This window comes from Fulvivirga maritima (assembly GCF_021389955.1).
Lineage (GTDB): Bacteria > Bacteroidota > Bacteroidia > Cytophagales > Cyclobacteriaceae > Fulvivirga > Fulvivirga maritima.
This window is the reverse complement of sequence record NZ_CP089980.1, coordinates 3,409,079-3,420,952: the sequence shown is the minus strand read 5'-3', so window position 1 is coordinate 3,420,952 and position 11,874 is coordinate 3,409,079. Positions and strand designations below refer to the sequence as shown.

The following is an 11,874-nucleotide window of genomic DNA, read 5'->3' as shown; positions in this document are numbered from 1 at the left end:
ATCAAGGATGTATTTTTTCTTTAGTATCAGAAACCACAGCTCCATCTACCAACCTTACCACTCTTTTTCCATAAGAAGCCGCTCTTTCTGAGTGAGTCACCTGTATAATGGTCATACCTTCTTCATTGAGCTTTTGAAAAATGCTCATAATATCATCTCCTTGTTCACTATGAAGGTTTCCGGTAGGTTCATCAGCCAGTAACAGTTTGGGTTGCCCTATGATGGCCCTTGCCACGCCTACCAATTGCTGCTGACCACCAGAAAGCTGTTCAGGGAAAAGATCTTTTTTAGCTACCATTTGAAATCTATCTAGCATTTCGGCTACCATGCTTTTTCTCTGTGCACTTTTAACCCCTTTATATAATAGAGGCGTCTCAATGTTTTCATAAACTGTAAGTTCATCTATTAAATGATAAGCCTGAAAAATAAACCCGATGTAGTGCTTGTGCATTTCAGACTTCTTACGTTCTTTCATTTTATGCACAGGTTCATCAAAAAAGTAATACTCTCCTTGAGATGGCTCATCCAGCATACCTATAATATTCATTAGGCTGGACTTACCGGCACCACTAGGCCCCATAATGGTTAGAAACTCACCTTGTTCAACTTCCAGATCTATGCCTTTTAAAATGAAGGTTCGTTGAAACCGGGAGTCTACGTACTTATCAATATCTTTCAGTTTTATCATACCAGTTTAGTCTGATTAAATAATTTAATTTCCTTTTGCCAATAAATATGCCAATAGTCATAATGACCTTCAAGAGCAGAAAAACAGGCTTTATTCAAGATAATGACTCATCAGCCTCGTCCGCTAATGAAACAAAGTGTCTGATATCGAACATCTGTTCTGCAAATTGAAACATTCAACTTTCTACTCCGTTCATATTGAAATTAAAGTGTTAATCTTGCGTTAACTCATGGATAAAAACTTCATTAATAAATTATATCAAAGTCATACGCATTGTAAAGAGTGCCCTCCTGGTTCGTTAATACATTCATTTTTCGAGCACTTACTAGGCCTACTCTTTCCTAACTTTGCCAATGAGCCGGTTCGTTCTGAAGATGAGTTAAACAATAGAATAGAAGAAGTCAAGACATTATTAAACAGGATTTTGGTTAAAAACCAAAATGGTCAAAAAAATGAACAGATTATTGCTGACTTTTTCGATTCAGTAGAAATTATATTCAATGAGCTTCAAACCGATATTGAAGCCACTTATTTGGGAGACCCCGCAGCCAAAAGCAAAGATGAAATTGTAAGGGCCTATCCAGGATTTTACGCCATAGCAGCCTATCGTATTGCACATCAGCTTTACAAACAGAACATAGAGAACATACCAAGACTAATCACAGAATACGCCCACAGCAAAACAGGCATAGACATACACCCAGGCGCTAAAATAGGGCAGTATTTCTGCATAGACCACGGCACCGGCATAGTGATAGGAGAAACAGCTGTGATAGGAGAAAACGTAAAACTTTACCAAGGAGTAACCCTTGGAGCATTAAGCGTAAGAAAAGAGGATGCTTTAATACAGCGCCACCCCACTATTGAAGATCATGTAATAATATATGCCGGAGCTACTATTTTAGGAGGCAACACCGTGGTAGGCCATCATTCTGTAATAGGTGGCAATGTGTGGCTCACCAGTAGCGTAGCACCTAACAGCAAAATATATTACAAGGCGCACATGCATAACGAACTAGACAAAACAACAGACACGATAATATACAAACCATAATGAATTTATTCGATCTTATCGGTAACACACCGCTTATTGAAATTCAAAATATATACAAAAAAGAAGGTGTAACCATACTAGGAAAGTTAGAAGGCAACAATCCTGGAGGAAGTGTAAAAGACAGAGCTGCCTATGGCATGATAAAAGGCGCTTTAGATAGAGGTGATATTAAAAAAGGAGATAAGCTTGTAGAAGCTACCAGCGGCAATACAGGAATTGCACTTGCTATGATTGCTCAGACTTTTGGTTTACAGATGACCTTAATTATGCCCGAAAACTCTACCAGAGAAAGAGTACTAGCTATGAAAGCTTATGGTGCAGAAGTAATACTTACTCCGGCTGATAAAACCATTGAATACTCAAGAGAGTTAGCAGAAAAAATGGCCAATGAAGACGGTTATTATATGCTCAATCAGTTTGCTAACCCTGATAACTATGGCATGCATTATCAAACCACTGGACCAGAAATTTGGAATGCAACCAATAAAAAGGTGACACATTTCGTTTCTGCTATGGGAACTACCGGAACCATTATGGGTGTTTCCAAGTATTTAAAGGAACAAGATAACAATATTCAAATAGTAGGCACTCAGCCCACTGAAGGGTCTAGCATACCGGGGATTAGAAGATGGTCTCCTGAGTTTTTACCAAAAATATTTGACTCTTCACGTGTGGACAGAACAATAGATGTTAGTGAAGCAAATGCTCGCGACATGGCGAAGAGATTAGCAAAAGAAGAAGGGATACTGTCTGGAATGAGTTCTGGCGGAGCCTTATCTGCTGCAATACAACTCGCCGAAGAAATAAAAGAAGGAGTAATTGTTTTTATCGTTTGTGATAGAGGAGACAGATACCTCAGCTCTGATCTATTTGACTAAAAAAACATTAATTTGAAGAAACGTAAACCTGTATACCTCTTAGTAATGATTACGATCATTGCTCTGTCATTAACATTTATAGGCATGAACCGCAGGGATCTTTCGCCTAAACCTATGGGAGAACCCAAAAAGGTGAAAGAATCCCCTCCAGAACTAACCGCTTACGAACAAGATTTCTATGACGAATTTGCTAAATACGTTGAAGAAAAATTTGCCAGCACTAACACTCCTGGAGCTGCCGTAGTTATTGTTAAAGATGGCTTTCCGGTCTACAAGTCTTCATTTGGATTTAAATCTACCAACAACACTGATTCCATAGGAGAAAACACGCTTTTCAGGTTAGCATCTGTATCTAAAGGTTTCAGTTCTATTTTGGCAGGCCTTGAAGCAAAAGATAGTCTTATTCATTGGAGCGATCACATCTCTAAGTATTTATCAGGCACTTTACCTGCTTACTGCGACAGCATCACTATAAAGAATTTACTTTCGCATACTTCTGGGTTTCAGTATCAGGCATTTTCTACGCTAATAGAAGAAGAACTACCTAGAGATACTCTAATTAAAAAACTGCTTACCTTACAGCTGAGCAGAAAGCCTGGTGCCATTCATAGCTATCAGAATATTGCCTATTCTATAATAGAGCCTATTCTGGAAAAAGTAACAGGAGATTCCTTTCATGACTTAATCTACAAGCGAATCTTCCTTCCCCTACACATGAATACAGCAAGTATTAGTTATGATTCAATGATTAATTATGCCGATAGAGCAGAGCCTCATGGTTATAGAAATAAAAGCTACGTACCCACTTCATTACACAAAAGCTATTACAATACTGCAGCAGCAGGAGGCATCAATGCCAGTATTAATGACATGACTCAGTGGCTCGCAGCCGTAACAGGCAATAGAGAAGAAGTTATTCCTCATGAAGTTTTGAATGCCGTGTTTGAGCCCGTGATTCAGATCAGAGTAAAAAACCCCTATTTCAGCCAATTATACACTCCACGAGAAGGTTACTATGGCATGGGTTGGAGAATTATGGAATACCCCAAAGACACACTTATCTACCACAATGGATATGCTAATGGATTCAAAAGCGGCATTGCCTTTGACAGAGACAAAAACATAGGCATTTGTGTATTGACTAATGCGCCTACTAAATTCTCAAACCTGGTATTAAGTGAATTTTTCAGCAGATATTACGAGCAGTTTAATCACCAAGAAGTTCCTAATATCTGATTACCTGAATAATGAGACAAACTGAAAGCCTTCGCCATCAAAAAGGCCTTTATCACTAAGCTTTAAAGCTGGTATTACCAATAAGGCCATAAAAGATAATGTCATGAATGGTGACTTCAAAGGAGACCCTAATACTTTAGCAAAGGCATCTATCTCTTCATACTTTTTGCCGACCGTATAACCATCGTCTATAGACATAAGGCCTGCTACAGGAAGTGGCAACACTTTCTGCTCTCCCTTGCCTACAGCCGCCACACCGCCATTATTTTTCACCAATAAATTTACAGCCTGAGCTATGCTCTCATCATCAACACCCACAGCCAATACATTATGACTATCATGCCCCACTGAAGATGCAATAGCTCCCTCCTTTAAACCAAAATTAGAAATATATGCTATTGAAGGATGAGAATCAGCATATCTATTAACTACGGCAAATTTAAGCACATCTTCCTCTATGCTTGTCTGCTTATCATTAAGGATGCTCACATCCATCCATTTTTCAGTTGTCACCAGTTGACCATCAAGCGCCTCAATAACCCTGACTTCAGCACCTTTCATGTCTACCTGAAAATCAGCCGCTTTCTTTTCTTTCAGGTTAAAGAAATTAGGCGTATCCGCTTTTTCCGAATCAAAAAGCGCCTTACCTGCCTCAGCCACTTTCACGCCATCTATCCAGGTTTCTTTTATCAATAAAGGCTCTACACTATCCGCAATTAAAAAGTCAGCCTTATCTCCTACCTGCAGCAGCCCCATATCCAAGTCATAATGCTTCACAGGATTAACTGAGGCTACGGTAAGTACATCCAATAAATCATAACCGTAAGCTAAGGCTCGGTTCACCAGCTGATTTATATGGCCTTGGATTAAATTATCAGGGTGTTTGTCATCAGAACAGAACATCAACTCTGCATGATAATCTTTCATTAAAGGAATTAACGCCTCAAAGTTCTTGGCAGCACTACCTTCTCTGATCAAAATTTTCATACCATGCTTTAGTTTATCCAAAGCTTCTTCCATGGTAAAACATTCATGATCTGTAGAGATACCCGCGCTTATATATTTTTCAGCTAGCTCACCTTTAAGCCCGGGTGCATGTCCATCCACAGGCTTTCCTAGTTTTTTGGCAATCGCTATTTTATCCATCACTAATGGATCATGATGTAAAACTCCTGGCCAATTCATCATTTCAGCCAAGTATTTCACCTCATCTTTTTTTAATAGATACTCAATACCAGCGGCATCTATTTCAGCGCCTGCGGTCTCAAATGGAGTGGCAGGTACACAAGAGGGGGCACCAAAATTAAACTTCAAAGGCACTTTCTTACCATTTTCAATCATAAACTCCACGCCATCAACACCCAAAACATTGGCTATCTCATGAGGATCTGATACGGTAGAAATAGTACCATGTACTGTTGCCAGTTTAGCAAACTCGGAAGGAACTAGCATGGAGCTCTCTATGTGGATATGAGCATCTACCATGCCGGGAAGGATATATTGAGAAGAAGACACCGCTTCTTCCTTAATCTTTGTGATTATACCATCTTCTATAGTAATAATGCCGTCAAAAATTCTTCTATTGACCACATCAACTATCTTTCCCTCGATATTGCTCATACTTACTCTATTTTAGTTTCCACTAAAATATAGACCTAATGGCTAAGTTACCAAGGGAATAAAATAAAAATCACACCTAAATAGTGTGATTTGGATTTTTTACTTCAATCAAGCTCTATACCTCTCAAAAAAAAGGCAGCAAGCCTTAAATTCTTTCTTCCTGAATAGAATTTACTTCTTTCTTTTCTACATCCTTTTTTGAATAGGTAGGGCAAGTGTATTGACTACAAGATGACAATCCAAACACTACCAACAGGAATAAAACCAATCTAAATTTCATAATAAACTTCATTTAATGAACGCACTACACGAATCAAAAGTATTAAACTAAAATGTAATATTCAAAATATTGACGAATTAACCTAGAAAAATTAAAACATTAGTCATAACACCATTAGGTTACAACCTCGAATGTCAGAATTATCAAATCGGCCAATCACTTCAAACCCTTCTCCTTCTACTCTCCTTCCAATGTCTTGAGTCTCAATAAAAGCACAACTATAAATATTAGCCATGTCAACAATATTAATGCCGCCTGTATTTTTAACAGTATTATAATCAAAAGGATCATTAAAATCCCTAAGCATAACCTTCATCCAAGGTGGTGTGTTAAACATTCCATCTCCTTTAGAATAAGCTTGCGACATCAGCTCAGTCATACCATATTCGGAATGAATTTTACTGATATTGAATTTTTGCTTATATATAGAATGCAACTCTTCCCGCACCATTTCCTTCTTTCTACCTTTCATCCCGCCAGTCTCCATAACAGTAACCCCTGATAAGTCAGGATTTACCTGTTCGGCAAGGTCAAGCAAAGCAAAGGAAACTCCCAATAACACTATTTTCCTCCCATCCTGGATGTTTTTCAACTGTAAAAGCAATGCTTCAAAGTCATTGAGAAAAAATCCACTTTTATCAGATCCGGACTCTTTTATAAAATACTCAGCCATAAGCACTAAAGAAGATCCTTCTCTCTCCAAATATGAAGGCAGCAAAGCTAAAAAATGAAAATCAGAAAGTGGCCCATAAAACCATTCAAATATTTTTTCTGTATTTCGTAAATACAAATCTACGTCATAGACATAGTGCTTACTATTTATCTGACCCGTGGTGCCACTACTTTGGAAAACAACATTTTCTTTCCAGGCTCCCGTTACCACCTTTTGCGTTTTAAACATAGAGATAGGCAAAAAAGGCACCTTTTCTAAAGAAGAAACTTCATCCGCACGTACTCCTAAAGTTTGCACATAATTTCTATATACCTCATTATGTTCTGCCTGGTAACGAAAAACTTTGAGCGCCAGAGCTTCAAAATTTTCTTCCGTCACATTAAATATTTCCTCTGAAAAACTTTTAAATGGATTCAATCGTTAGTTATTTTTAGTACCATTGTGTTACAAAGCTACAACATGAGGATAAACACTTTACTTCTTTTTCTTTTTATTGGCGCTATTAGCATCAGTTGTTTCAACTCGCCTAACTATCCAGATACTCCCAGTATTGAATTTCAGGATGTTGAATTTAAAAGAATAGGAGGATTTACTGACCCTGATACATTAGCCATAACTATAAGTTTTGAAGATGGTAATGGAGATATGGGGCTAGACGGTGATGAATCTTCTACTCCATTTAACAACAAAAATTATTTCAGCAATAAAACAGGACAGTTTTTTGATTTCGACCGAGAGGGTGCAGAAGACTTACTCACCTACGCAGACAGAGCGAGCATTGATAGTCTTCCTCCATATTCCGGTGAAGACATTTGTTTTCATTGGGACACAAACCCTGAAATCTATTACAACGATGGAACACAGTTAGAAGACACCGTATATTTTCAATTCAACAGAAGGTACTATAATATTTTTATAGAATTTATGGTAAATGACACCGGAGAGTTTAGAGTTTTTGATTGGCAACGAGAAGTTGACTGCAGCTCTACTTTTGATGGCCGATTTCCCATTTTGACTGATGATATTAATAGTGAAAGTGCTTTAGAAGGATCAATCAGATATAGCATGACCTCAATTGGTTTTGAGCAAACATTTGAAGACTACCCTCTTAAACTAAGAGTTTACATTCTTGATAGAGCAGGAAATCAAAGTAACACGATTGAAACTCCTGAATTCACATTACAATCTATCCTTAATTAATTAAAAAAGGCACTCCAATTATCGAAGTGCCTTCTCTATATTTATTAATCTTGTAAATCTGTCTTAGTACAGATCTGGATATTTCTGAGGGTTTACCTCGGCCATTATCTCATAGGCTCTATCAAAAATATCTTCTGTATTTGGCTTAGAAAAATAATCTCCATCAGAAGCATAAGCCGGTCTATGCTCTTTAGAGGTAATAGTTACTGGCTTCGAATCAAGATAAGCATATCCATTTTGCTCTTCCAAAACCTTTTGCATCATAAATGCGCTGGCTCCACCTGGTACATCTTCATCTGCAAATATTACCCTATTAGTCTTCCTCAAAGATTCTACTATAGTGTGATTAACATCAAAAGGCAAGAGTGTCTGCACATCTATCACCTCACAAGATATATCATATTCTTTTAATTGCTCTGCGGCTTCCATCACTATTCTGCACATAGAGCCATAAGTAACTATGGTAATATCTTCACCTTCTCTAATAGTTTCCGGTTGACCAAGAGGCACCGTAAACTCACCAATATTTTCAGGAATTCTTTCCTTTAATCGATACCCGTTGAGGCATTCAATAATAATGGCAGTATCATCTGACTGTAATAACGTATTATAGAAGCCAGCTGCCTGAGTCATGTTTCTAGGAACCAAAACATACATACCTCTTAAGCTATGCAAGATCATACCCATAGGTGAACCTGCATGCCATACGCCTTCCAGCCTGTGTCCTCTGGTACGAACAATCAAAGGAGCTTTTTGACCACCCCTGGTTCTATATTGCAAAGTAGCTAAATCATCAGAAAGCGTTTGAATCGCATATAGAAGATAATCCAAGTACTGTATTTCAGCTATTGGTCTCAAACCTCTAAGAGCAGCACCAATACCCTGACCTATTATTGTAGTCTCTCTAATACCAGTATCTCCTACTCTCAGCTCTCCATACTTTTCCTGCAAACCAGCAAAAGCCTGGTTCACATCTCCTATCTTACCTACATCTTCACCGAAAGCAAGCACCTTAGGATCTCTTGCTAAAGCATGATCAAAGCATGACTGAAGTACCTCTCTCCCATCTACTAATGCGCTATCATCAGTATATTCTGGCTTTATTTCCTTTACATTTAAGGCTGCCAGTGCTGACTGACTATGCAAATGAGAGCTATAATTATCAAAATTATCTTTAGCCACTCTTTTCACCCACTCCTGAAGCTTTTTCCTTGCAGGAATATTTTCCTTCCTAATTACACGAAGCGCTTTTTTTACAGCCTTGACACTATCTAACCTGATAGGATTTAGAGCATTCTTCAGATTATTCCTAAGACCTTGTAGCACATCTTTATAAGCACTTTCATGCACTGCCTGAGACAGGAGCTCTAATGCTTCTTTTTCATCTTGCTTGATGGATGCGTTAAACGCCTTCCATGCCGCATTCTTGGCATTTTTAGCAAACTGCTTGGCCTCCTTCTCTATTTCATCTAACTCTTCTGCCGTAGCCAGATCTGTAGTAATCATCCACTCACGCATCTTAACTATACAGTCATGCTCACGTTCCCACTCCAGTCTTTCTTTAGACTTATACCTTTCGTGAGAACCAGATGTGGAGTGTCCCTGAGGTTGAGTTACTTCCTTCACATGTACTAGTGTGGGCACATGTTCTTCTCTGGATAGTTTAGCTGCTTTTTTAAAAGTGTCTATTAAATCTTCGTAGTCCCAGCCTTTAGTAATGAATATTTCATATCCATTGGTCCCCTCTTCTCTTTGGAAACCTTTAAGAGCCTCCGAGATACTACTTTTAGTAGTATGATATTCTTGCGGCACGGAGATACCGTATTCATCATCCCAAACTGCTACCAGCATAGGAATTTGTAAAACTCCAGCGGCATTTATCGATTCATAAAATATACCTTCAGAAGTAGAAGCATTACCTATTGTACCAAAGGCCACCTCATTCCCACTTACTGATAAATCCTTAAACTGATGGAGTTGATTATTTTCCCTAAACAGTTTAGACGCATAAGCTAGGCCGACCAACCTGGGCATTTGTGCTGCCGTGGGTGAAATATCCGCACTACTATTCTTCAGCTTACTTAGTGCCTTCAGTTCGCCATTGTCATCTAACATGCGGGTGGCAAAATGCCCGTTCATAAGTCTCCCTGCCGAGGCTGGATCAGCCTCAACATCAGTATGTGCATATAGTTGAGCAAAATATTGTTCTAGAGTAAGCTCACCTATAGCCAACATAAAAGTCTGGTCACGGTAATATCCGGAACGAAAGTCACCTTTTTCGAAAGCCTTTGCCATGGCTATCTGAGCGATTTCTTTCCCATCACCAAAAATACCAAACTTAGCTTTCCCCATAAAAACCTCTTTTCTTCCCAGTAAGCTGGCTTCTCTGCTCTCGCAGGCCAAACGATAATCTGAAAGAATCTCAGTTTTCTCTTTAGTACTTTCTTTTATGATATTAGTTGTGCTCAAATCACTTAATTTTAAGGTTTTGCGTATCTACACATTTATTCGAGAGGATAACAAAAATAACGAAAAAACAGAAGCTTTCAAATTAGCAATTTCGAAACGAAATTCCTTAAACAGTTAACATCCTTTAATAAAACAGTAATTAATTAAGAATAAATCATTTTTATGAAATATTATTTTGAAAGATGTGATTTAAATGAAATATTATTTTAGTGTTGATTTTTATCATATAATTGGTGCATAAATAATAATTAAAGAGCCCAATTATGTAAGCTTAATTAATATATTTGTACCCCTTATTAAACTGTTTATTGAAATGATAATAGGTGTTCCAAAAGAGATTAAAAACAACGAAAACCGCGTAGCGCTTACGCCGGCTGGCGCCCAAGAATTATTAAAAGCAGGGCACACTGTATATGTACAGTCTACTGCTGGTTTAGGTAGTGGTTTTGAAGATGCTGAATACGAAACAGCTGGTGCTTCAATTTTACCTACTATTGAAGAGGTGTATGAGATCGCAGAGATGATCATGAAGGTAAAAGAGCCTATTGAGCCTGAATATAAATTGATTAAAGAGAATCAATTGGTTTTCACCTATTTCCATTTTGCATCATATGAGCCTTTAACCAAGGCTATGATTGAAAGCAAGGCCATTTGTCTGGCTTATGAAACAGTAGAAAAACCAGACAGAAGTTTACCTTTATTGGTACCTATGTCTGAAGTTGCGGGTAGAATGGCTATCCAAGAAGGTGCTAAATACCTGGAAAAACCACTTAAAGGACGTGGAATTCTTTTAGGCGGCGTACCTGGAGTAAGACCTGCCAAAGTATTAGTACTTGGTGGCGGTGTAGTAGGAACTAATGCTGCTAAAATAGCTGCTGGTATGGGTGCCGATGTTACCATTATGGACATCAACTTACCAAGATTAAGATACCTGGATGATGTGATGCCGGCTAATGTGAATACATTCATGTCTAATGAGTATAACATCAGAGAATTAATTGGCACACATGACTTAATAGTAGGCGCAGTACTTATACCAGGAGCCAAAGCTCCTCACCTGATCACTAAAGACATGCTTAAAGACATGAGACCAGGTACGGTATTGGTAGACGTAGCTGTGGACCAAGGTGGATGTATAGAAACTTGTAAACCTACTACTCACCAAGATCCTACTTATGTGATAGATGATGTACTACATTACTGTGTAGCCAATATGCCTGGAGCTGTACCTTATACTTCTACCTTGGCACTAACTAACGCCACTTTACCTTATGCACTTCAGCTAGCCAATAAAGGATGGCAAAAAGCTTGCAAAGAGAATGAAGAGCTTAAGTTAGGATTGAACATTATCAATGGAGAAATCGTGTACAAAGCGGTAGGAGAAGCTTTTAATCTTGAATATACAAGCGTAGAAAACTTCCTTAACTAAACAACAATACCCTTTCCAAAACAGGCTGTTTCTTAATTGAGGCAGCCTGTTTTATTTTAATAGATTTACTGGTTAACTGCAATAAGGCACATCATCAACAAATTCCATTTTATTAGTTTCAGGATTTAGCTTGCAGCAAAAGTGATTAATTCCATTAGTTACTACCAGATACTCTACATCTAATTTTTTACTATAAACCGCCACCTGATCAAAGCCGGCCTGAGTGATTTTAACATCAAATGACTTACACTCTACTATCAAATAGGGTTTAGCATTGTTGTCATGAACCAGAATATCTGAGCGCTTCTGTCTTTGATTATATTTCAATCCAGACTCTACTCTAATTA

Annotated in this window: 11 protein-coding genes; 5 read left to right on the top strand and 6 right to left on the bottom strand. The window is 38.1% G+C overall.

What is annotated here, in order from left to right; translation table 11 throughout:
• Position 1: 1 nt before the first annotated feature.
• Entirely contained in the window at positions 2 to 688 is a 687-nt protein-coding gene (locus LVD15_RS14790) for an ABC transporter ATP-binding protein (protein WP_233776002.1), read from the bottom strand.
• Between the two features lie 229 nt (positions 689 to 917).
• On the opposite strand from LVD15_RS14790, the gene LVD15_RS14785 reads away from it, so the two are divergent.
• The 3 genes from LVD15_RS14785 to LVD15_RS14775 are packed head-to-tail and all read left to right on the top strand — an operon-like array spanning position 918 to position 3,856.
• Positions 918 to 1,742 carry a serine O-acetyltransferase gene (locus LVD15_RS14785; protein ID WP_233776001.1) on the top strand — a complete coding sequence of 275 codons (825 nt, stop codon included), beginning with the start codon at positions 918 to 920 and terminating at the stop codon, positions 1,740 to 1,742.
• Positions 1,742 to 2,620 carry a cysteine synthase CysM gene (gene cysM / locus LVD15_RS14780; RefSeq protein WP_233776000.1) on the top strand — a complete coding sequence of 293 codons (879 nt, stop codon included), beginning with the start codon at positions 1,742 to 1,744 and terminating at the stop codon, positions 2,618 to 2,620. The genes LVD15_RS14785 and cysM overlap by 1 nt, the downstream gene beginning before the upstream one ends.
• 12 nt (positions 2,621 to 2,632) lie before the next feature.
• On the top strand, positions 2,633 to 3,856 hold the full coding sequence (locus tag LVD15_RS14775; protein ID WP_233775999.1) for a serine hydrolase domain-containing protein: 1,224 nt from the start codon (positions 2,633 to 2,635) through the stop codon (positions 3,854 to 3,856).
• Here the strand turns inward: LVD15_RS14775 and ade are convergent, their stop codons facing one another.
• The 3 genes from ade to LVD15_RS14765 form a co-directional block, all read right to left on the bottom strand.
• Positions 3,857 to 5,476: an adenine deaminase gene (gene ade / locus LVD15_RS14770; protein ID WP_233775998.1), complete on the bottom strand. Its 1,620-nt coding sequence runs from the start codon at positions 5,474 to 5,476 to the stop codon at positions 3,857 to 3,859. It abuts the gene before it with no gap.
• A 145-nt stretch (positions 5,477 to 5,621) separates the two neighbouring features.
• A complete protein-coding gene (locus LVD15_RS26880; RefSeq protein WP_255763279.1) occupies positions 5,622 to 5,756 on the bottom strand; it encodes a hypothetical protein in 135 nt (44 codons plus the stop codon).
• Positions 5,757 to 5,859: 103 nt separating this feature from the next.
• Positions 5,860 to 6,846 (bottom strand): long-chain-fatty-acid--protein ligase, encoded by a 987-nt coding sequence (locus LVD15_RS14765; protein ID WP_233775997.1) that lies wholly within the window; start codon positions 6,844 to 6,846, stop codon positions 5,860 to 5,862.
• 42 nt (positions 6,847 to 6,888) lie between these two features.
• Between LVD15_RS14765 and LVD15_RS14760 the strand changes: the two genes are divergently transcribed.
• Positions 6,889 to 7,629: a hypothetical protein gene (locus LVD15_RS14760; RefSeq protein ID WP_233775996.1), complete on the top strand. Its 741-nt coding sequence runs from the start codon at positions 6,889 to 6,891 to the stop codon at positions 7,627 to 7,629.
• 63 nt (positions 7,630 to 7,692) lie between these two features.
• Here LVD15_RS14760 and LVD15_RS14755 read toward each other — a convergent pair whose 3' ends face one another.
• Positions 7,693 to 10,098, bottom strand: coding sequence for an alpha-ketoacid dehydrogenase subunit alpha/beta (locus LVD15_RS14755; protein ID WP_233775995.1), 2,406 nt, complete (start codon positions 10,096 to 10,098; stop codon positions 7,693 to 7,695).
• A gap of 313 nt (positions 10,099 to 10,411) precedes the next feature.
• Here LVD15_RS14755 and ald point away from each other — a divergent pair, with 313 nt between their 5' ends.
• Entirely contained in the window at positions 10,412 to 11,527 is a 1,116-nt protein-coding gene (ald, locus tag LVD15_RS14750) for an alanine dehydrogenase (protein ID WP_233775994.1), read from the top strand.
• Between the two features lie 72 nt (positions 11,528 to 11,599).
• Here ald and LVD15_RS14745 read toward each other — a convergent pair whose 3' ends face one another.
• Positions 11,600 to 11,854, bottom strand: a complete 255-nt coding sequence (locus LVD15_RS14745) for a type I restriction enzyme HsdR N-terminal domain-containing protein (RefSeq protein ID WP_233775993.1) — start codon at positions 11,852 to 11,854, stop codon at positions 11,600 to 11,602.
• Between the last annotated feature and the right edge of the window lie 20 nt (positions 11,855 to 11,874).

Bases quoted from the DNA above. Each gene is read 5' to 3' on its own strand.
- LVD15_RS14790 (WP_233776002.1), bottom strand. From the start codon at position 688: ATGATAAAACTGAAAGATATTGATAAGTACGTAGACTCCCGGTTTCAA.
- LVD15_RS14785 (WP_233776001.1), top strand. From the start codon at position 918: ATGGATAAAAACTTCATTAATAAATTATATCAAAGTCATACGCATTGT.
- cysM (WP_233776000.1), top strand. From the start codon at position 1,742: ATGAATTTATTCGATCTTATCGGTAACACACCGCTTATTGAAATTCAA.
- ade (WP_233775998.1), bottom strand. From the start codon at position 5,476: ATGAGCAATATCGAGGGAAAGATAGTTGATGTGGTCAATAGAAGAATT.
- LVD15_RS26880 (WP_255763279.1), bottom strand. From the start codon at position 5,756: ATGAAATTTAGATTGGTTTTATTCCTGTTGGTAGTGTTTGGATTGTCA.
- LVD15_RS14760 (WP_233775996.1), top strand. From the start codon at position 6,889: ATGAGGATAAACACTTTACTTCTTTTTCTTTTTATTGGCGCTATTAGC.
- ald (WP_233775994.1), top strand. From the start codon at position 10,412: ATGATAATAGGTGTTCCAAAAGAGATTAAAAACAACGAAAACCGCGTA.